24 protein-coding genes are annotated in these 21857 nt (G+C 39.2%); 4 read left to right on the top strand and 20 right to left on the bottom strand.

Annotated features, from left to right (window positions below; all coding sequences use genetic code 11):
* The 3 genes from B7696_RS03665 to B7696_RS03650 all read left to right on the top strand — a co-directional run bounded on the left by B7696_RS03665 (position 1) and on the right by B7696_RS03650 (position 2937).
* Positions 1–843 (top strand): sugar ABC transporter permease, encoded by an 843-nt coding sequence (locus tag B7696_RS03665; RefSeq protein WP_004236955.1) that lies wholly within the window; start codon positions 1–3, stop codon positions 841–843.
* A gap of 297 nt (positions 844–1140) precedes the next feature.
* Positions 1141–1941 carry a DUF1189 domain-containing protein gene (locus B7696_RS03655; protein ID WP_084862199.1) on the top strand — a complete coding sequence of 267 codons (801 nt, stop codon included), beginning with the start codon at positions 1141–1143 and terminating at the stop codon, positions 1939–1941.
* A gap of 9 nt (positions 1942–1950) precedes the next feature.
* Positions 1951–2937, top strand: a complete 987-nt coding sequence (locus B7696_RS03650) for a LacI family DNA-binding transcriptional regulator (RefSeq protein WP_084862197.1) — start codon at positions 1951–1953, stop codon at positions 2935–2937.
* 29 nt (positions 2938–2966) lie between these two features.
* Here B7696_RS03650 and B7696_RS03645 read toward each other — a convergent pair whose 3' ends face one another.
* The 14 genes from B7696_RS03645 to rgg all read right to left on the bottom strand — a co-directional run bounded on the left by B7696_RS03645 (position 2967) and on the right by rgg (position 13787).
* Complete coding sequence (locus B7696_RS03645; protein WP_084862195.1) at positions 2967–3908, bottom strand: YitT family protein; 942 nt, start codon at positions 3906–3908, stop codon at positions 2967–2969.
* Complete coding sequence (gene aspS, locus B7696_RS03640; protein ID WP_084862194.1) at positions 3886–5649, bottom strand: aspartate--tRNA ligase; 1764 nt, start codon at positions 5647–5649, stop codon at positions 3886–3888. The genes B7696_RS03645 and aspS overlap by 23 nt, the downstream gene beginning before the upstream one ends.
* A 154-nt stretch (positions 5650–5803) precedes the next feature.
* Positions 5804–6034, bottom strand: a complete 231-nt coding sequence (locus tag B7696_RS03635) for a hypothetical protein (RefSeq protein ID WP_000832185.1) — start codon at positions 6032–6034, stop codon at positions 5804–5806.
* 17 nt (positions 6035–6051) lie between these two features.
* On the bottom strand, positions 6052–6693 hold the full coding sequence (locus B7696_RS03630) for a CPBP family intramembrane glutamic endopeptidase (RefSeq protein ID WP_084862192.1): 642 nt from the start codon (positions 6691–6693) through the stop codon (positions 6052–6054).
* A gap of 9 nt (positions 6694–6702) precedes the next feature.
* A complete protein-coding gene (locus B7696_RS03625) occupies positions 6703–7401 on the bottom strand; it encodes an ABC transporter permease (RefSeq protein WP_020903388.1) in 699 nt (232 codons plus the stop codon).
* Entirely contained in the window at positions 7394–8218 is an 825-nt protein-coding gene (locus B7696_RS03620) for an ABC transporter ATP-binding protein (protein WP_084862190.1), read from the bottom strand. Before B7696_RS03620 ends, B7696_RS03625 begins: the two co-directional genes overlap by 8 nt.
* Positions 8219–8228: 10 nt before the next feature.
* Positions 8229–8969 carry a DUF3169 family protein gene (locus B7696_RS03615; RefSeq protein ID WP_192856279.1) on the bottom strand — a complete coding sequence of 247 codons (741 nt, stop codon included), beginning with the start codon at positions 8967–8969 and terminating at the stop codon, positions 8229–8231.
* A gap of 2 nt (positions 8970–8971) precedes the next feature.
* Positions 8972–9169 carry a hypothetical protein gene (locus tag B7696_RS03610; protein ID WP_045606589.1) on the bottom strand — a complete coding sequence of 66 codons (198 nt, stop codon included), beginning with the start codon at positions 9167–9169 and terminating at the stop codon, positions 8972–8974.
* Positions 9156–9344 carry a hypothetical protein gene (locus B7696_RS03605; protein ID WP_045606587.1) on the bottom strand — a complete coding sequence of 63 codons (189 nt, stop codon included), beginning with the start codon at positions 9342–9344 and terminating at the stop codon, positions 9156–9158. Before B7696_RS03605 ends, B7696_RS03610 begins: the two co-directional genes overlap by 14 nt.
* Positions 9344–9550: a helix-turn-helix transcriptional regulator gene (locus B7696_RS03600; protein ID WP_001176231.1), complete on the bottom strand. Its 207-nt coding sequence runs from the start codon at positions 9548–9550 to the stop codon at positions 9344–9346. The genes B7696_RS03605 and B7696_RS03600 overlap by 1 nt, the downstream gene beginning before the upstream one ends.
* 9 nt (positions 9551–9559) lie before the next feature.
* Positions 9560–10024, bottom strand: coding sequence for a hypothetical protein (locus B7696_RS03595; RefSeq protein ID WP_045606585.1), 465 nt, complete (start codon positions 10022–10024; stop codon positions 9560–9562).
* The gene (gene hisS / locus B7696_RS03590; RefSeq protein WP_049492662.1) at positions 10024–11304 is read right to left on the bottom strand and encodes a histidine--tRNA ligase; all 1281 of its coding nucleotides are present in this window, start codon (positions 11302–11304) and stop codon (positions 10024–10026) included. The genes B7696_RS03595 and hisS overlap by 1 nt, the downstream gene beginning before the upstream one ends.
* Before the next feature lie 77 nt (positions 11305–11381).
* Positions 11382–12629, bottom strand: a complete 1248-nt coding sequence (locus B7696_RS03585) for an MFS transporter (protein ID WP_084862186.1) — start codon at positions 12627–12629, stop codon at positions 11382–11384.
* Positions 12630–12935: 306 nt separating this feature from the next.
* Positions 12936–13787: a quorum-sensing system transcriptional regulator Rgg gene (gene rgg / locus B7696_RS03580; RefSeq protein ID WP_084862183.1), complete on the bottom strand. Its 852-nt coding sequence runs from the start codon at positions 13785–13787 to the stop codon at positions 12936–12938.
* Between the two features lie 123 nt (positions 13788–13910).
* Here rgg and B7696_RS03570 point away from each other — a divergent pair, with 123 nt between their 5' ends.
* Positions 13911–14252, top strand: coding sequence for a metal-sulfur cluster assembly factor (locus B7696_RS03570; protein WP_001206380.1), 342 nt, complete (start codon positions 13911–13913; stop codon positions 14250–14252).
* Between the two features lie 60 nt (positions 14253–14312).
* On the opposite strand, the gene ilvD is transcribed toward B7696_RS03570, so the two are convergent.
* From ilvD to B7696_RS03540, 6 genes are all read right to left on the bottom strand, one after another.
* Positions 14313–16016: a dihydroxy-acid dehydratase gene (ilvD, locus tag B7696_RS03565; RefSeq protein ID WP_000137343.1), complete on the bottom strand. Its 1704-nt coding sequence runs from the start codon at positions 16014–16016 to the stop codon at positions 14313–14315.
* Positions 16017–16246: 230 nt separating this feature from the next.
* Complete coding sequence (locus tag B7696_RS03560) at positions 16247–17179, bottom strand: transketolase family protein (protein WP_000986407.1); 933 nt, start codon at positions 17177–17179, stop codon at positions 16247–16249.
* Positions 17176–18033: a transketolase gene (locus B7696_RS03555; protein ID WP_024056493.1), complete on the bottom strand. Its 858-nt coding sequence runs from the start codon at positions 18031–18033 to the stop codon at positions 17176–17178. Before B7696_RS03555 ends, B7696_RS03560 begins: the two co-directional genes overlap by 4 nt.
* Positions 18034–18036: 3 nt before the next feature.
* Positions 18037–19383 (bottom strand): PTS ascorbate transporter subunit IIC, encoded by a 1347-nt coding sequence (locus B7696_RS03550; RefSeq protein WP_024056492.1) that lies wholly within the window; start codon positions 19381–19383, stop codon positions 18037–18039.
* Between the two features lie 12 nt (positions 19384–19395).
* A complete protein-coding gene (locus B7696_RS03545; RefSeq protein WP_000912476.1) occupies positions 19396–19680 on the bottom strand; it encodes a PTS sugar transporter subunit IIB in 285 nt (94 codons plus the stop codon).
* Between the two features lie 3 nt (positions 19681–19683).
* A complete protein-coding gene (locus B7696_RS03540) occupies positions 19684–21714 on the bottom strand; it encodes a BglG family transcription antiterminator (protein ID WP_024056491.1) in 2031 nt (676 codons plus the stop codon).
* Between the last annotated feature and the right edge of the window lie 143 nt (positions 21715–21857).

The raw sequence follows: 21857 nt of genomic DNA, 5'->3' as shown, positions 1-21857 counted from the left end.
ATGAATAACTCAATTAAACTCAAACGTAGACTGACTCAAACCCTTACTTACCTCTACTTAATTGGCCTATCAATCGTGATTATCTATCCACTTTTGATTACCATCATGTCAGCCTTTAAAGCAGGTAACGTCTCAGCCTTTAAACTAGATACTAATATCGACCTCAATTTTGATAACTTTAAAGGTCTCTTCACTGAAACCTTGTACGGTACTTGGTACCTCAACACTTTGATTATCGCCTTAATTACTATGGCTGTTCAAACAAGTATTATCGTACTTGCTGGTTATGCTTATAGCCGTTACAATTTCTTGGCTCGTAAACAAAGTTTGGTCTTCTTCTTGATTATCCAAATGGTGCCAACAATGGCCGCTTTGACTGCCTTCTTCGTTATGGCACTTATGTTGAACGCCCTTAACCACAGCTGGTTCCTCATCTTCCTTTATGTTGGTGGGGGTATCCCGATGAATGCTTGGCTCATGAAGGGCTACTTCGATACAGTGCCAATGTCTCTAGACGAATCTGCAAAACTAGACGGTGCAGGACACTTCCGCCGCTTCTGGCAAATTGTTCTTCCACTTGTTCGCCCAATGGTTGCCGTACAAGCTCTCTGGGCCTTCATGGGACCTTTTGGAGACTATATCCTCTCTAGTTTCTTGCTTCGTGAGAAAGAATACTTTACTGTTGCCGTAGGTCTCCAAACCTTCGTTAGCAATGTGAAAAACATGAAGATTGCCTACTTCTCAGCAGGTGCTATCCTCATCGCCCTTCCAATCTGTATTCTCTTCTTCTTCCTACAAAAGAACTTTGTTTCAGGACTTACAAGTGGTGGCGACAAGGGATAATATATCCCCGCCACCCTTTTTCATTTTATACTCTTCGAGAATCTCTTCAAACCACGTCAGCTTCACCTTGCCGTAGTACGGTTACTGACTTCGTCAGTTCTAACCACAACCTCAAAACAGTGTTTTGAGCAACCTGCGGCTAGCTTCCTAGTTTGCTCTTTGATTTTCATTGAGTATTAGCGATTGTTACTGTAAGTAATACCCTTACAACAAGCAATTTTTCTCCTAGACTTGAAATAAAGCACATTTCTCTATATAATAATACTCATATAGAAAACACCTTTTAGAAAGATACCTATGCTTCCATATCCATTTTCCTATTTTTCAAGTATTTGGGGATTTCGTAAGCCCCTGTCCAAACGTTTCGGACTCAACTGGTTCCAACTTCTCTTTACCAGTATCTTCCTTATCAGCTTATCTATGGTACCTATTGCCATCCAAAACAGCTCGCAGGAGACTTATCCGCTAGAAACCTTTATCGATAATGTCTATGAACCATTGACAGATAAGGTTGTACAGGATCTCTCTGAACACGCTACAATTGTTGATGGCAAATTAACTTATACTGGAACAGCTAGTCAAGAGCCTTCTATTGTGATCGGTCCAAGTCAAAGCAAGGAATTACCTAAGGACTTGCAACTGCATTTCGATACGAATGAGCTCGTCATCAGCAAGGAAAGTAAAGAACTGACCCGTGTCTCTTACCGAGCGATTCAGACTGATAGTTTCAAAAACAAAGACAGCTTGACACAAGCGATTTCTAAAGACTGGTATCAGCAGAATCGTGTCTATATCAGTCTCTTCCTAGTTCTCGGTGCCAGCTTTCTCTTTGGTTTGAATTTCTTCATTGTCTCTCTAGGAGCGAGTCTTCTCCTTTATATCACTAAGAAATCACGCCTCTTTTCATTTAGGACCTTTAAAGAGTGCTACCATTTTATCTTGAACTGTTTAGGATTACCAACTCTGATTACGCTTATTTTGGGATTATTTGGCCAAAATATGACAACCCTGATTACTGTACAAAACATTCTTTTTGTTCTGTATCTGGTCACTATCTTTTATAAAACGCATTTCCGTGATCCAGATTACCATAAATAGGAGATTTTTATGCCCGTTACGATTAAAGACGTGGCCAAGGCTGCTGGTGTTTCACCTTCAACCGTAACCCGTGTTATTCAAAACAAATCAACCATTAGCGACGAAACAAAAAAACGTGTTCGCAAGGCTATGAAGGAGCTCAATTACCACCCCAACCTCAACGCTCGTAGTTTGGTAAGCAGTTATACCCAAGTTATCGGCTTGGTCCTTCCTGACGACTCAGACGCCTTCTATCAAAATCCTTTCTTCCCATCTGTCCTCCGTGGTATCGCCCAAGTCGCATCTGAAAACCACTATGCCATTCAGATTGCAACAGGTAAAGATGAAAAAGAGCGCCTTAAAGCTATTTCACAGATGGTTTACGGCAAACGTGTGGATGGTTTAATCTTCCTTTATGCCGAAGAGGAGGATCCCTTGGTCAAGCTGGTCGCTGATGAGCAGTTTCCCTTCCTCATCCTAGGAAAATCCATTTCACCCTTTATCCCTCTTGTTGACAACGACAATGTCCAAGCTGGTTTTGATGCAACCGAATATTTTATCAAAAAAGGCTGCAAACGAATTGCCTTCATTGGAGGGACTAAGCGACTCTTCGTAACGCAAGACCGTTTAACAGGCTATGAGTCCGCCCTCAAACAACACCAACTGCCTATTGATGGAAATTTGACCTATTTTGCAACGGAGTTCTTAGAAGAAAAAGGGTATCAATTTAGTACACTCCTCTTTCAGCATGATCCACAGATTGATGCTATCATTACAACCGATAGTCTCCTAGCCGAAGGGGTCTGTGACTATATTACCAAGCACCAACTGGATGTCCCTGTTCTCAGCTTTGACTCGGTCAATCCCAAGCTCAACTTGGCGGCCTATGTCGATATCAATAGCTTAGAACTTGGTCGTGTTTCTCTTGAAACTATCCTTCAGATTATCAACGATGCTAAAAGCAATAAGCAAATTTGTTATCGTCAGTTAATTGCCCATAAAATTATCGAAAAATAAAAACCAGCTCACGCTGGTTTTTTTAGTTACTAATTTTCTGTTTCAACGAACCGTCCCAGAATATGAACATTCTCAGATACAGAGACAAAGGCACCTGGATCCACCTGTTTCATAATCTGTTTAAATTCATTAAACTCTGCACGTGTAATGACAGTAATTAAAACTGCCTTTCTTTCGTGATTATAGGTTCCTTCTGCATCGTGGATCATGGTTGCTCCGCGGTGCAATTTTTTATGTATTTTTTCAATTACCTTGTCTGGATGATTGGTCACAATCATGGCCTGCATGCGTTTTTGCTTGGTAAAGACCGCATCTGTCACACGGCTAGAGACAAAGATGGTAATCATAGAGTAGAGAGCGTATTTCCAACCAAAGGTCAAACCTGCTATCAGCATGATGGTTCCATTTACCAAGAAAGAAATACTACCGACATTCCTCCCCGTTTTCTTGCGAATGGTCAGGCTGACAATATCTGTACCTCCACTGGAGATATTGTTGCGAAGAGCAAAACCAATCCCCAAGCCCATGACAACACCCCCAAAAAGGGCATTGATAATGGGATCCTCAGTCAAGGTCGCTACAGGGACAAACTGGATAAAGAAGGAACTCATGGATACCGTGATAAAGGTAAAGACGGTGAACTTATGGCCAATCTGATACCAAGCCAAGACCATCAAAGGAAAATTAATGGCGTAAAAGGTTAGCGAAATCGGAATATGAAAACCAAACCAGTGATTACTCAAGGCAGAGATAATCTGTGCCAAACCTGTAGCACCACTCGAATACACATGCCCTGGTTGGAAAAAGAAATTGACCGCTACTGCTGATAAAAATCCATAGACCAGAGAAGCTGAAATCTTCTCATCATATTTTTCGCGAGAGATACTTTGTAAGACACGTAAAATTTTTATCTGATGAGCAAAGCGGCGCAGATAATAGCGCCACCGCTTAATTCGTTTTGCTTGTTTCATCTTCTTCTACTTGTAAGCTGAGTTCCTCTAGTTGTTTGAGAGCTACTGTTGAAGGAGCTTGTGTCATTGGGTCACTTGCCTTGTTGTTCTTAGGAAAGGCAATGACTTCACGGATATTTTCTTCTCCAGCAAGCAACATAACAAAACGGTCAAGTCCGATAGCCAAGCCACCATGTGGTGGGAAACCATAGTCCATGGCTTCAAGAAGGAAGCCAAACTGGTCATTTGCTTCTTCGGATGAGAAACCAAGAGCCTTGAACATGCGTTCTTGAAGGTCTTTTTGGTTGATACGGAGGCTACCACCACCAAGCTCATAACCGTTCAAGACGATATCGTAAGCAATGGCACGAACCTTAGCCAAATCGCCTTCTAATTCGTGAGCAGTCTCTTCCTGTGGAAGGGTGAATGGATGGTGGGCGCTCATGTAGCGGCCTTCTTCTTCAGACCATTCAAACATTGGCCAGTCAACCACCCAAAGGAAGTTGAATTTATCGTTATCAATCAAGCCAAGCTCTTTGGCAATACGTCCACGAAGGGCACCAAGAGTTGCATTGGCCACTTCAAGCGTATCCGCCACAAAGAGAACGAGGTCCTTATCTTCAAGTGCAAGCGCTGTTGTCAATTCTGCTTGGATGCCTGTCAAGAACTTAGCAACTGGTCCGTTTAATTCTCCATCAACAATCTTGACCCAAGCAAGACCTTTGGCACCATACTGTTTGGCTACTTCTGTCATCTTGTCGATGTCTTTACGTGAATAATTGTCCGCAGCGCCTTTGACCACAATGGCTTTTACAGCAGGTGCTTCTGAAAAGACTTTAAAGTCTACACCTTTGACCACTGCTGTCAAGTCCTGAAGCAACATGTCAAAACGAGTATCTGGCTTGTCAGAACCGTAAAGAGCCATAGCATCATCGTATTTCATACGAGGGAATGGAAGCGTCACTTCGATGCCTTTAGTTTCCTTCATGACACGCGCAATCAAGCCTTCTGTGATATCTTGGATTTCTTGCTCAGTAAGGAAAGATGTTTCCAAGTCGACCTGGGTAAACTCAGGCTGGCGGTCACCACGCAAGTCCTCGTCACGGAAACATTTAACGATTTGGTAGTAACGGTCAAAACCAGCATTCATCAAGAGCTGTTTCGTGATTTGTGGACTTTGAGGAAGCGCGTAAAAATGCCCTTTATTAACACGAGATGGTACCAAGTAGTCACGCGCCCCTTCAGGAGTTGACTTAGAAAGGAATGGTGTCTCCACGTCGATAAACTCCAACTCATCCAAGTAGTTGCGGATAGAGTGGGTCACCTTAGCACGAAGTTTGAGATTTTCCAACATTTCTGGACGACGAAGGTCAAGATAACGGTAACGCAAACGTGTATCGTCATTGGCCTCAATGCCATCCTTAATCTCAAATGGGGTTGTCTTAGCTGTATTCAGCACTGTCAGAGCTGTTACATTTAACTCAACTGCACCAGTTGGCAACTTATCATTGGCTTGCTCACGCGCAGCGACCTGACCAGTCACCTCGATAACAAATTCGCTACGAAGGCTTTCAGCTGTTGCCATAACCTCTGCAGAAACTTTTTCAGGATTGATAACCAACTGCATGATTCCTTCACGGTCACGAAGGTCAATAAAGATCAAACCACCAAGGTCACGACGACGGCCAACCCATCCTTTCAAGGTTATTTCTTGTCCGATGTGTTCCTCACGAACACGACCAGCATACATACTACGTTTCATGTTTTCTCTCCTCTTTTATTCTGTTACTATTTTACCATAAAAGCGCAGGCTCTTCATGAAAATCAGCAGAAAAGTTTGCCTGACTTTAAAAATCAAGTGAAGACCCTAAAAATTAACACCCATACAAAAATCCGATGAAGTTCACCGGACTCTTTTATTTTGAATTGTTACCTGCTTTACGCTTTTCAGCGATTTCAGCTGCCTTTCGAGGCAAGACAATTTCCGTTGTATAAGCTGTCCCAAAGCGCAAGACACCTGCAATAGGGGCAAAGACAACTGCTAAATAGTTGTAGAAGAAATCGCCCTTAAAGGCATAAGCTAGCGCCCCGATAATGAAAAATAGAACAACTGCTTGAATCACTGCTAATAAAATTACTCGTTTCATGTGACCTCCTGATTCTATTATAGCATGAGAATCATCAAAAAGCTGACTAAATTATTCAAAGCGTGGAGAGAAATACTGTAGATTAGACCTTTTCTGCTAATATAAGCCAAGCCCAAGCTAAAACCAAGACTAGTATAGACTAAAAATTGTTGCACATCACCTGGGAAATGAATCAAGGCAAACAGAACACTGGATACCAGAAGAAAAATCAGAGTTTGTTTACTATTGTCCTGCTTAGGAAAGAGGTAGCGTGCTAACATCCCTCTAAAGATAAGTTCTTCCGTCAAAGGAGCAAAAATAACGACCGCAAAGAATGAGAAAAGTGGTTGAGACAAGGTCAAGTCTATCGCTATTTGCTGATTTACTGAAGGATCATTTGGCAAGAAAAACTGGACAACCAGAGATAAGAACCAAACCAAGGCAGGAAGCCAAATAAATCGGTTGAAGCCACTCTTCTCAATACGAACAGGACCTTTCTGATACCATTTGTAAACGCCGTACACATAAACTCCAGCCAAGGCTACATAGAGTAGGGTAACAGCATAGGGTGAAGCACCTAAGGCAAGCGACGTAGTCGCGAGCACCTGAATGAAGCCATAGATGAATAAAAAGGATAGAACAGCTAGAATAAACCAGCCGAGGTTTTTAAGTAGTTTCATATAAATCTCCTATCTTGCTTTATAGCTATTTTTCAATACAAAGAGGTTCGCTATTCCTAACACAAGTACCCAGGCAAGTAACATACCAATATTAGAAAAAGATATTTCCCCACCTTTTTTATTTAAAAGATTTACAATTGGACCAATAAAAGAGTAATCCAACACTTTCTGAACCGTATCATTTTGAAGAGCAATCATGGGTAAAAAAGAGACGATAAACACAGGAAACATACTATAAACTTGCGCTTTAGACTGAGTATCTGACACTGCACCGATTAGAAGGTTGAGAAAAATAACACTAATAGCTGCTAAGACCAAATAGATAACATAGGCCAATAAGTAACCTGATACATCCACTTTAAAATAGATTGGTAGTAAAATCATTCCAAGCAACATAATCAACAGAGGGAGAATGAGCATACTGAAAGTATATTCTGTTGCTGTCACACCACTTAGGATGAGTGATTTAAGATTGCGCTTTTCCTTATCTTCTGCCATCATAATCGATACCATATAACCACTTCCCATGCTCAAGACCATCGTCAAACTCATAGAAAGGAAATACGTACTCAATTCTCCACTCTTGTTTAAGAACTCATTATATAGAACAGCCAGTCCAAAAGGCAACAATAGAGTCGCCAACAAAGTTGAATTGCTGATAAGAACTTGTAATCTTAACCATAGTAGGGCATTTAATTTTCTAAACATCTAACTTTTCTCCTGTCAATCTGATAAAGATTTCTTCTAAAGTTGGCTCACAAGAGTGAACCACCATCAAATCTGTCGTGTCTAAATGTGGTAATTCATCAAATGGAACTATCTGTTCTCGTCCGTCGTTATAAACCACACGTACTTTCTTATCCACATGGTACTTCTGGATGATATCTTGCGGACTTCCATACTCTATTAGGTTACCCTTATTCAAAAGAGATAAGCGATCACAAAGCAGAGTTGCTTCATTCATATCATGCGTGGTCAGAAAGATAGTTGTCCCCGCCTGCTTTAATTCTTGAAGTAGGGTATGAATCATCTTAGATGTTGTAGGGTCTAAGCCACTGGTTGGCTCATCTAGAAAGAGAATCTTAGGAGCATTCAGAAGGGCACGAGCCAAGAACATTCGTTGTTTCATTCCAGTAGATAACTTTTCTGCAATAATATCTTTAGCATCTGCCAATCCAACCTGTTGAAGCACCTGAACTACTCTATCTGCCTTGAGGCCATATAACTTAGCATAGATGAGAAGATTTTTGTAAAGACTCATCTTTTCATAAAAACCACTGCCATCACTAACAATACCAATTTGTTCCAAATCATTTGAGGTTAAATCTTGAGAATTCTTGCCTAACAAAATTGTGTTACCTTGATCTGCAGCCAACTGTCCTGTTAAGACATTGATCATGGTTGTTTTACCTGAGCCAGAAGGACCAAGAAAACCAAAGATTTCACCCTCCTTAATCTCAAAAGAAATCTGATGAAGAGCTTTTTTGCTCCCAAAACTTTTGCTTACATTTTCAACACGAATCATAGAAACTCCTTTATTTGAAATAACGTTTTACCATAGGTAACTGCATCACATTGATATAAATATGGATTGCTCCTACAAGCAAGAAGGCTAGTAACTGAATCTCTCCTGTCAGTAAGGAAAAGAGAGCAATCAGAAAGTACAAAGCTGGCAAGACATAGTTATTTAATTGGAATAAAATCAGAAAACTCTGTTCCAAATTAGCCTTGCGCTCCCCTTCATCATAAGAATCGAAATGGTCCAAGATATCCTTTGGTGTAGAGAAAAATACTAAATCAAACTGACGAACAATCGCAATGGTCTTAAAAAGATATTTTTGAGCATTTAAAACTAACACTAATCCCAAAAAGGAAAGGGATAAGGTTATATGGCTTATATCGAGTACAATTACTTCACTTCCTGAAATGAAGAGAGCCAATAAAATCGCTACGCTTGCACTATTAAAAGCAATAGTTCCAAACTCGAGATTCCGATACATCTGCACATAATAGGTTTCATTCAGATCATCATCCATTTCCTCTTGATACAAGGAGTGAAATTTTCTGCTTTTCTTTAAGAAATTGAATGTCAAAAAAATGCTAATGAAACCTAACACTAAACAAATAGCTGATATCCATGGTATCAAGACTTTTACATCTAACATAATTTCGTGGGATTCGGTAGCAGCCTTAAACATCCCTACAAAACCGCCCAAGAAACCTCCCAAGACAACAGACATTAAAAACAACAATCCACGTTTCCTTTTCTTTTTCATATTCATTCTCCTTTTTCACTTGCTAGATTTTTTGATTTCTTTTCAATCCATTCAATTACTGGTATGAGGGCAAAATAGGCCCAAACAAATTTGTTACTTTGATAGGGACTAAACCAGCCTAAGTCTATCCCAATCAGTAGAAATACGCTGACTAATAGAGCTATGGCAACTACATAATAAATCACTTTATACTTGTTCATCATCTTTCTCCTTTTTCTTCAACCGATTGAAAATGGACAAGAGGACTAAGTTAATCCAAAACAAATACTTACTTTCAACAAAATAGAACCAACCCAGTAATGTTCCAATCATAGCAAATGCATTCACAATAAGGGCAAGAACACTCATAAAATAAACCACTCTATACATGTTCATCACTCATCCTCCTCCAAGCGAAATACCGATTCGACTGTTTCGTTGAAAATTTGAGATATTTTCAGGGCAATGATAATGGATGGGGTGTACTCATCCCGTTCTAGTAGGCTAACGGTCTGTCTGGAAACCCCTGCCAGCTTGGCTAGGTCGGTTTGATTGAGACCATCGCGAGCCCGTAGCTCTTTTAGACGATTTTTTAGTTGCATGTTACACACCTACTTTCCGTCAAATTCAACGGTTTGGATATCCTCAATGCGTTGTAGTTTGAATTTTTCTTTTCCCTTTTTATCAACACGGCGTAGCTTGACCCATTCCTCATCAACATCCACAACTTCCCAGTTGTCTGTTCCAAACACTTGTCCAATGATTGTTGGTTTCTTCCCAATCAATTCTTTTAATAATCTTGACATTTCTTTATTTCCTTTCTGTTTTTGCTCAATTCTTTTGATTTTATTCTCCAGTTTCTTGACCTTTTGGGAATGGTAGATATAATACATAATCACAAGAGGTACAAATCCTAATGCCCACATAATCGTTCCTTTCTCCTTTTCTCTTAACTTGAATTTATTGTAACATATCTTTTTCTTTTTGACAAGCATATTTGTCAAAAAGTTTATGATTTTTGTCATTTTGCAAAAGAAAAAGGTCAGGAGTAAGGTCCTGACCAGTTTATCTACTATTAAAAGCCTAGTTTTTCAAAGATTTCTGAGAAGTTTTGGCTGATAGCCTCAAGTGATACTTGCACTTCTTCTCGTGTTTGGTTGTTCTTGACCGTCACTTGTCCGCTTTCGACTTCGCTCTCTCCTAGGGTGATGAGGGTCTTAGCCGCAAAGACATCAGCTGACTTGAACTGAGCTTTGAGTTTACGGTTGAGGTAATCACGCTCTGCTTTGAAACCTTGTTGGCGAAGAGCTTGTACTAATTCCAAGGCCTTGACATTTGCTCCATCACCCAAGACTGCTATATAGACATCTAGGGCGTTTTCGATAGGGAGGGCCACACCTTGCTTTTCAAGAATGAGAAGCAGGCGCTCTACACCAAGTCCAAAACCAAATCCAGCAGTTTCAGGGCCTCCAAAGTAAGAAACCAAACCATCGTAACGACCACCCGCACAGACTGTCAGGTCATTGCCCTCAATCTCAGTAATAAACTCGAAAATAGTGTGATTGTAGTAGTCCAGACCACGCACCATATTGGTATCGATGATATAGTCTACTCCAAGATTTTCCAACATCTGACGCACAGCATCAAAATGAGCTTGACTTTCTTCATCAAGGAAGTCCAAGATAGAAGGTGCATTCTCTACTGCTACCTTGTCTTCTTTTTCTTTAGAGTCCAAGACACGAAGAGGATTTTCCTCCAAACGACGTTGGCTATCCTTAGACAAGGTCTCCTTGAGCGGTGTCAAATAGTCAATCAAGGCTTGACGGTAGGCCGCACGACTCTCAGGATTTCCAAGAGTGTTGAGGTGCAATTTGACACCTTGGATGCCGATTTCTTTCAGGAAATGAGCTGCCATAGCAATGGTTTCCACATCAGTAGCTGGATTGCTAGATCCAAAACACTCAACACCAATCTGGTGGAACTGGCGCAAACGCCCTGCCTGTGGACGCTCATAGCGGAACATAGGGCCCATGTAGTAGAACTTACTTGGCTTTTGTACTTCTGGGGCGAAGAGTTTATTTTCCACGTAGGAACGGACAACGGGCGCTGTTCCTTCTGGACGGAGAGTAATATGGCGATCACCCTTGTCATAAAAGTCATACATTTCCTTGGTTACGATATCCGTTGTATCTCCGACAGAACGGCTGATAACCTCGTAATGCTCAAAAATAGGCGTGCGCACTTCTGCATAGTTGTAGCGCTTGAAAATCTCACGGGCAAAGCCCTCAACGTACTGCCATTTGGCAGATTCAGCAGGTAAAATATCCTGCGTTCCTTTTGGTTTTTGTAATTTCATAGGGAATCCTCTTTAAACTTAATAGTCTTATTTTACCATAAATAGAGGGATTAAAACAGTGAGAAAAAATTTAGGATTTAGATATCATTTTTGAGATTAATAACTGTCAAAAGAATAGCCAGGAAGGAAAGACCAACAAATAGCATCCAAGTCAACTGTATATTCCATACGGCTACTAGTGAGAAACAAGCTGTTCCCACAGGTATGGATAAGGTAAACAAGAGACCTAAAAAATTACTGGTACGAGCTAGAACTTCTGGAGCTAGATTTTTCATGAGCATGGCACTAATCTTTGGTTGAACTTTACCAGACATATACAGAGTTAAAAATAGAAATAGCAAACCAAGCACGACTTGATTGAATACATTAGCCAGACCAACTAGACTAAGTCCTACGGTCACCCACATCATCAATCTAGGCAAGGACTGCTTCCCAAAATAATCATTGCCCGTAAGGCTACTGATGATGACTGCTACTAAAGCACCGACTTGACTGATAAATAACGCCTCTGTGTAAGAAAAATTCAAGAGAGAGTGGCTCAAAAAGAAGATATTGTAGATGCCCCCTAAGGAACCACCCAAGGCATTGATAAGCAAGACAGCAAAGATCATGAATCCAAAGTTTTTCTGTCCACCTTTAAGAAAAACAAGGCGTAAATTTCGGTAAATTGTTAGGAACTGGTCTTTGATAGAAAGCTTCTCATTTTTTAGTGATTCACCATCAGCAGATGACATTGACAGGCTCAATTTACTTTTTCCTAAAAAGAGAACAGAGGCTGATACTAGGAAGAAACAGGCATTGATTCCCGCAACAAGGGAAAAATTGTTGACCGATAAACCTAAGAGCCATACTCCAAAAGCTTGACCACCAATAGCTGAAATATAGGTGATGAACTGGGAAAAAGAATAAGCTTCCATCAGATCATCTTCAGCTACTTTTTCCTTAATGAGAGGCATGCGCAAACCACCAGCAAAATCACTGATAACATCACTAATGACATTGATCAAACACAGGCTAGAAAAGGCAAAGAGAGTAGCTTGCTGAACAACTAGGGCTGCTAGAAAAAATAAAACCGCCTGAAACAAACCGCTATAGACCATCCATTTGACCTTGTCCCTCGTGTAATCTGCCCGAATCCCTACAAAAACTGTAAAGAGCGTGGGAATGATCATGACAATATTCGCCATAGCAACAGCAAAGGAGGCTTGTGACAAGGTCGATGCATAGACGATAAAGACCAGATTGAAAATCGAAGCACCAAAAGCATTGAAGAATCGTGACAAAGTCAAGAGTCGATAAGCTTGATTTCTAAACAATAGTTTCATAGATAATCTCCCTTCTTGTTAGAATACTCAATGAAAATCAAAGAGCAAACTAGGAAGCTAGCCGCAGGCTGTACTTGAGTACGGCAAGGTGAAGCTGACGTGGTTTGAATTTGATTTTCGAAGAGTATAAGTTCTTATGTGAAGTATGACTACAGTATAGCACTTAGAAATCTTAGAGGAAAACTTTTGAATATATGCAACAAACGAAATGAGCAAAAAGAAACGATAGAATTTCTCCAGTGACACGAGAGAGCTCAACAATTCTATCGCTTAAAATTTTAAATTATTTTCTTGGTTTGCAGATATTCAACAATCGTTCGTATTTCTATAATATTCGGCAGATTTGTTACAGCCAAGCATCTCAAAAATACGGACAGCGTCTTCCATCTTTTTCTGGCCTTCCTTGACCCTACCTTGCTTGCTATCAAGGAGACCTTCCGCCCACAAATAGACAATTCGGAAATAGGTCTCATTTTCCTCGTAGAAATGCTCTTCGATAACACGTTTAAAATAAGAGGCATTGGTAAATTCTTCATACTCAATACTAGCTAAAAAGCCATTCAATAGTATAGTGTGAAACAGGTTTCGATTGCCAGACATTTCCATTAGAAAATCAGATTTACGTACCATTTCTCGTACATATCTAATGAAAAGAGAAACAGATAGAAATGGTGAACTGACTGAAAATAAATTGAGTTCATAGATTCCCCAAATCTCGGTAGAAAACAGATAGTCATGAAGGACTTTCCCTTCCTCTGCCGTTAACTCCACCCTTTCATCCATGCTCTTCATATAAGACTTGATAATAATGGCATTTAAAATATGCTTCTGTTTGTTTTGAGAATGGGCATGCTTTTGATACTCCTTGCGATACAAGTCCTCAAGCGGAGCTATATTCTTTGGATCCAAGACATCTATGATTTCTTTTCTCAACTCAGAATCTGTATCATACTGAAAACCTCTCGCCAGAAAGAGGATCTCCTCCACACTGGCAGATATATTTTCTAGGGCAAATAGAAACTTTTCTACCGAAAGCTCACTCTGACCTGTTTCAAATCGAGATAACATAGACGGCGAAAATTGTCCCCCAGTTGCTTGTCTCAGCGAGATATTTCTTGACTCTCGTAATTGTCTAAAGACTTTTCCAATCTGCTCCATAGGCTTCCCCTTGATTCAGTATTTTCTTCATTTTATCATATTTTTCAGAAAATTCATCAAAAACTTGCCAAATTGTCAGAATTATGAGAAAATAGAGGATATTTATCACGTGGAGGGACTGTAATGAGAGAGGATATCAAAATCAATGACCGTGCTTTGGCCTTACAAGACCAAATTATCGAAAAACTAGAGAAGGTTTTTGATACAGATGTGGAATTGGATGTTTACAATCTAGGCCTGATTTATGAAATCAATCTAGATGAAACGGGTCTCTGTAAGATTGTCATGACCTTCACCGATACTGCCTGCGATTGTGCCGAAAGCTTGCCTATCGAAATCGTGGCAGGTCTGAAACAAATCGAGGGTATCGAAGATGTCAAGGTTGAAGTTACCTGGTCGCCTGCCTGGAAGATTACACGAATCAGTCGCTACGGTCGTATTGCCCTTGGACTGCCACCTCGTTAAGCAGGTAAATTACTTTTGAAGATGAAAAAAAGCAAGCCGAAGTTGGCTTGCTTTTTAAGTTTATTTTTTACCTGACTTGTCCATATTCCAGAAGTCTGTCACGGCTCCGCGTGAAGCAGATGATACGATATGGGCATATTTACCGAGGACACCACGACTGTAAAGCGGTGGCAAGGTTGTTTCTGCCTTGCGTTTTTCAAGTTCTTCTTCGGATACGGCCATGGAAATTTCTTTGGTATCTTGGTCAACCGTAACGATATCGCCTGTACGAAGGTAGGCAATTGGTCCACCATCCTGAGCTTCAGGAGCGATATGTCCAACAACCAGACCATAAGTACCACCAGAGAAGCGTCCATCTGTCAAGAGGGCAACCTTGTCTCCTTGACCTTTACCAACAATCATTGATGAAAGTGACAGCATCTCAGGCATACCAGGACCACCCTTAGGTCCAACGAAACGAACAACGACTACATCGCCATCAACGATTTCATCTGTCAGAACGGCCTGAATAGCATCTTCTTCTGAGTCAAAGACCTTAGCTGGTCCAACGTGACGACGCACTTTCACACCTGATACCTTGGCAACCGCACCGTCAGGGGCAAGGTTCCCGTTCAAGATGATAAGCGGACCATCCGCACGTTTTGGATTTTCAAGTGGCATAATAACTTTTTGACCTGGAGTGAGGTCTGCAAAGTCAGCCAAGTTCTCAGCGACAGTCTTACCAGTACATGTGATGCGGTCTCCATGAAGGAAACCATTTGCCAAGAGATATTTCATAACCGCAGGCACACCACCGACTTCGTAGAGATCTTGGAAGACATACTGACCAGATGGTTTCAAGTCAGCCAAGTGAGGCACACGTTCTTGAATCGTATTGAAGTCCTCAAGTGACAAGTCAACATTGGCAGCATGGGCAATGGCAAGCAAGTGAAGAGTGGCGTTTGTAGAACCACCTAGAGCCATAGTTACAGTGATAGCATCTTCAAAGGCTTCACGAGTCAAGATATCTGATGGTTTAAGACCTAGTTCCAACATCTTAACAACAGCACGTCCTGCTGCTTCGATATCTTCTTTCTTGTCAGCTGATTCAGCTGGATGAGATGAAGAGCCTGGCAAACTCATACCGAGAACTTCGATAGCAGTCGCCATGGTATTAGCTGTGTACATACCACCACAGCCACCAGGGCCAGGGCAGGCATTACATTCAAGACGTTTCACATCCTCAGCCGTCATGTCACCGTGATTCCATTTTCCGATACCTTCAAAAACAGAAACCAAGTCGATGTCTTTGCCATCAAGATTTCCCGGTGCAATGGTTCCACCATAGGCGAAAATAGCTGGGATATCCATATTAGCAATAGCAATCATAGAACCAGGCATGTTCTTGTCACAGCCACCGATAGCGACAAAGGCATCGACGTTGTGACCACCCATCGCCGCCTCGATAGAGTCCGCGATGATATCACGAGATGTCAAAGAGAAACGCATACCAGGCGTTCCCATAGCAATCCCGTCCGCTACAGTGATAGTCCCAAACTGCACAGGCCAAGCACCTGCTGATTTGACACCCTCTTTAGCCAATTTCCCGAAATCATGCAAGTGAATGTTACATGGTGTATTTTCCGCCCAGGTCGAAATAACCCCTACAATCGGTGTTTCAAAGTCCTTATCTGTCATACCAGTCGCACGAAGCATGGCACGGTTTGGTGATTTTACCATGCTGTCATAAATGCTACTGCGGTGACGTTTATCTAATTCAGTCATCTTATCCCTCCCATTTCAGTTTTTACTATTATAGCACATTTTAAAGGCAATGAACAGAAGAAAATTCTTGAATTTTCAGAAAATTCTATACACATATAAACATTTTAAATTAAAAACAACAAAGCGGATCAGGGCACTTTCTGATTACCAGAATATGCTTTTAATCCGCTTGCTTTAAATAACGTAATGTAATTTTTACAGAAGTTCTTTCAGATAAGTGTATTTAACATCTATCTTGCATTATAAAACTCTAGAACTTTCTCTTTTATATTCGATTCACTCAAACCATATTCATTAAGAAGATAATCCATTTTCCCTACTTGACCGAATCTTTCTTGAACACCCATCCGATGAATTTTTGTTATTCCATCATCAGAGAATAATTCACATAAAGCACTGCCAATTCCACCTATCTGATTGTGGTTTTCTACAGTAAATATAGTTTTTCCACTTAACATTGTTTTTATCTGTTCTGGTATCGGTTTGATTCTAAATAAATCTATCACACCTACTGAATAACCTAATTTAAACAGTTCATCCGCAACTCGAATACTTGGAGCAACCATTATGCCAGAAGCAACTATTACAACATCTTCACCGTGTCTTAACTCAATGTAGCCTTTAGAAAAATCTTCTCCACCTTGATATACAGCCTCTGGAGCTTTTCTAATTGTTCGAATATATTTTAGTCCTTTTAAGTCTAATGTCTGGTTCAAGATTTCACGAAATTGGATATCATCAGTTGCTTCGAAAATGATTGATTTAGGAATTAAACGTAACAATCCAATTTCTTCAAATGGCATATGTGTCCCACCATTCATTTCTGCAGTTACTCCTGCATCTGATCCAATCACAGTGGCATCCAATTGTGCGTATCCAAGAGAAATAAATAATTGATCAAATACTCTTCGTGAAGCAAAAGGGCCAAATGTATGAAGATAAGGTCTAAACCCCTGAATAGATAAACCTGCTGCAAGCCCGACCATTTCTGCTTCCATGATTCCAACATTCACATAACGGTCTCTAAAGTCCTTTTCAAGATTATTAGTAGCCATAGAACTTGACAAATCTGCTTCTAAAACTACTATATCAGAATAACTTTGGTTAGCCTCTAGAAGGAAATCTCTATACACATGTCGTAATTCTTTCGTACTTCTCATCATTCTGTTTCCTCCAATTCCTGACTTAATCTTTCTACAACTGAAGTTAACATTTGTCTCTCCTCTACAGTAGGGCGAAGATGATGATTGGATTTCATTTCTTCCAGCTCTCGAACTCCTTGACCTTTAATAGTATCTAATACAATACACTTAGGGGATGAATTATTTGACTGTTTTAATTGGATAATCCCTTCATAAATTTCTCTAATATCTGAACCATTGACCCTAATGGATTCAAACCCAAATGCTGAGAATTTTTCTACAAAATCACCTGGATTACAAATATCCTTTGTAAAACCATCTAATTGTTTTTTGTTATCGTCTACAAATACAATTAAATTAGATAACTGTTGATGAGAAGCAAACTGTATAGCCTCCCAACATTGTCCCTCATTTAACTCACCATCTCCAACAATAGCATAGGTATAAAAGGGACTTTTTCTTATTCTCTGACCATATGCAAGTCCGGTTGCAACACTAATTCCCTGTCCTAAAGAGCCAGTTGTCATATCTATGCCCGGCGTTAGATTTCTATCAGGATGAGACGGTAATTTGGTTCCATTTGTATTTAAAGAATATAAGAATTCTTTGTCAAAGAAACCATTCAAATAGAGTGTGCTGTACAAAGCTGGTCCAGCATGTCCCTTGGATAAAACAAAATAATCTCTATCTCGTGACGCAAATATTTCTGGAGTCATCGGCATTATTTCACCATAAAGCACTGCTAAAACTTCTACTATAGACAGACTCCCTCCATAATGGCCGAATCCAAGATGATTCAATGTTCTAAGAGTATTTAATCGGATTTTTGTTGCAAATTTTCTTAACTCATCTTCTCTATTTTCACTTAAAATCATCCCTTATTCCTCCTTTGCAGATGGCTTTTTAATAAAGGATACTCCAAACATAACTGCTAGAATAAGAACAAGACCAATAACAATGCCTGCTTGCGAGCCAAATTGATTCAACATTCCTAAAATAATTCCTGATAGACCAAAATCTGCATCTGAGAAAGTTGACCCTTGGAAACCAAGTCCTCCCAAAACTGGCATTAAAAAGACTGGAAGAAAACTAATTAAAATACCTTGTAAAAATGCTCCAATAGTGGCTCCACGAACACCACCAGATGCATTCCCAATGACACCTGCAGTCGCTCCACAGAAGAAATGAGGCACAACGCCTGGTAAGATGACAACCGTTCCTGAAGCAATCATAATTGCCATACTTACTAAACCACCAACAAAACTAGAGATAAATCCAATTAGGACTGCATTAGGTGCATAAGTATAAACAATCGGACAATCCAAAGCAGGTTTTGAATTAGGTACAAGACGCTCTGAAATACCTTTAAAGGCTGGAACAATTTCACCCAAAATAAGGCGAACACCTGCTAAAATAACAAATACACCTGCTGCAAATTGACCTGCTAATTGTAAAGCATAAACTAGACCACTTGTACCATTACTGATTTCTTTTTCTATATATTCTGACCCTGCAAAGATAGCTACAATAATGTAAATAACTGCCATAGATAAAGTAATACTAACAGTACTATCACGTAAAAAAGCTAAACTCTTTGGAAATTTAATGTCCTCTGTTGATTTTGATTTGTCACCGATAAGGCTACCAGTGAAACCACTTAACCAATATCCCAAAGAACTGAAATGACCTAAAGCCACCTTGTCATTTCCAGTTAATTGAACCATATATTTTTGCACAAATGCCGGGGAAACACTCATAATAATACCGAGTGCTAATCCTCCTAGTAAGATAAGAGGCAAACTTGTAAAGCCAGCAACTGATAAAATGACCGCAATCATACACGCCATATATAGAGTGTGGTGCCCTGTTAAAAAGATATATTTGAATCGAGTAAAACGAGCAATTAAGATATTGAATACCATACCTGCAAACATAATCATTGCAGTAGCTGAGCCATATGTGGTTAAAGCTACTGCTACAATTGCTTCATTATTCGGTACAACTCCAGATAAATGAAAAGCATGTTCAAACATGGTACCAAATGGATTCAAAGAATTTTGTACAATTCCTGCACCACCAGATACAACTAAGAAACCAACAAAGGTCTTAATTCCACCTTTAATAATATCAGGTAATTTCTTCTTCTGAAGAACTAATCCTAAGATTGCAATTAAAGCTACTAAAATAGCTGGTGTACTAACAATATCCAATATGAACTTCATCATGACGCTAGCCTCCTAAATAAGTCCTTTTTCTTCACAAAGTTTAGTAATTAATTCTCGTAGTTCATCCATATCAATAATACTATTTAAGATACGAACATCTCCAAGATGACTAGCTGAATCAGCTAAATCACGACCAACAATCCAAATATCAGCTGCATTTGGATCTGCTCCACCTAAATCATAGTGTTCAACTTCTACATCTGAAACATTCAAATCACTCAATACAGATTCAATATTCATCTGTACCATAAAACTTGAACCTAATCCTGAACCACAAGCTGTACCAATTTTTAACATTATCTAATCCTCCTGTTTAATTATCATTTCAATGTCATCATAGTTTTTTGATGATATTAAAGTTTGAACATGATTTTTATCTCTTAAAATTGTTGTTAAATGTGACAAAGCCTTTAAATGACTCTCATTATCAATAGCTGCAATACAAATCAACAATCTTACCTCTTGTTCTGGATTATCCAATAAATAAATCGGTTCTTCCAAAACTAACATTGACATTCCTATTTCATTCACACCTTCATCTGGCCGAGCGTGAGGAATTGCTACTCCCTTCCCTAAATTAATAAAAGGCCCAAACTCTTCTACTTTTTGAATCATTGCCTCAGGGTAGTTCTCAGTTATCTTATGTTGATCCAAAAGCGGTTTAGCTGCTAAACGAATTGCCTCCTTCCATCCTAATTTTTCCGAACTAACCTGATAAGTTTCTTTTGTAATTAATTCTTCTAACAATGGTAACACTTCCTTTCTGTTCATTTCTTGATAGAGATACCTCTTTAATGCTAATTTTAACTCTAATTCTTGTGTGATTACACTATATCGTCTTACTATGCTAATTATCTGATTAAGCTCAATATCTCGATAACCTGTATCTGGGAAATCTTTTGATACCAATTCAACTAACTGTGTTGTTTGTTCTTCCGTCATCATAACAGAAACTAGATAATTTGGCTTCTCTGTATCCACCTTTATAGTAGAAAAAACCATATCATAGTCACTACTAGTTTTCGCATATAAATCATCAATCTTTGAGGTTCCTATAAACTCAATTTGAGGGAATAATGCTAATAGATTCTCTTTTATCATCAATGAAGAACTAATTCCATTAGGACAGATAATTGCTGCTTTATAACATTTTTGAGGCAAATTGTCTGCTTTCTTTAAATATCCTCCAAAATGGATAACAAAATATGCTGTTTCACTATCAGGTATGGGCTTGTCAATAGCGTCCATCAAGGGAGTCAAAGAATCTTTTACTAGTTCAAATAAATCAGGATAATGTTCTTTAACATGCAACACATATTCATTTGAGCTAGGTAAGCCGAACTTTAATCTATAGTAAGCCGGTATAAGGTGGCGGCGAAGATTTTCTCTCAATACTTCTCTTTGTTTAAAATGTAACAAAGAAATATCTTCCATTCTACTTACAATAGCCTCTGTTAATTGATTAAAGTAAACCGGAGCAACATCTACTTCACCTTCAAAGCAACTTGATAATAAAACTGTGACATAGCGATAATCATCCTCTGAAAATACCGTATCTATAATTCCCAAATCAACTACTGTATCTAATAAAATAGTCGTTATATCTTGAATAATAGGAGATACTAATGTCTCTGAAAGACATACTCTTTCAACATCCCTTTGATACCTACATATAATGAATACTAAACCGAAAAGGCAAACTTTTAATTGATTAACAATAGGTACTATCTGTAGCTTTTCATAATAATCTTTAACTACCTGATCAATCAAATCATAAGTTAATGAATACCCCCAACTGGATAAAACATAATCCAACCCCCAAATCCCTATGGAGGATTCCAACAACTCACTAACCATTTGAAAAGCTAAACGGTGCTTATTCCACTCTGAACCGTGTAAAGTATAACCTTTTGCTCTACTGTACCCTAGCTCCAAATCATTATCTAACATAATCTTTCTTAATGATTGAATATCAGATAAGGTTGTATTCTTACTTACTTTCAAAAAGTCTTGGTAATGATTATTCGATATAAAATCTAATCGGCAAAAAGTGTAAAGATAGATTAATGCTAAGCGAGTCGACTTTGGTAAAACCAATTCATCCGACTTAATAATATCTGTCAAAGACTGTTTCGTACGATTTGATAAACTATAGCGACCTTGTTTTTTATCCAGCACTATCCCTTTATTAGCTAGATAAGGCACTAAATAATCTATTCCTTCTTTGACTTCCTTTATAGGTAAGCTCACCTTAACAGATAATTCATATAATGATAGCTCACAATGATCCATCAAAGTCATCAAAATAACTAGTGCTCTATAATCAAACATTTCTCTTCCTTTCTAACTACAATTATAGTGTAAAAGTTATAAGAATAAAAGAGTATTTCAGCACAATATAATCTCACCTCCTACAAGTAATTATTGGGCTGAAACTTTTTAGTGATTATTTGTCAACTTTCTATTAATTTTTA

The sequence above is a fragment of the Streptococcus mitis genome (genome assembly GCF_002096815.1).
GTDB classification, from domain to species: Bacteria; Bacillota; Bacilli; order Lactobacillales; family Streptococcaceae; genus Streptococcus; species Streptococcus mitis_AD.
Note: the sequence above shows the minus strand (reverse complement) of the source record. Positions and strands in the feature narration are given on the sequence as shown.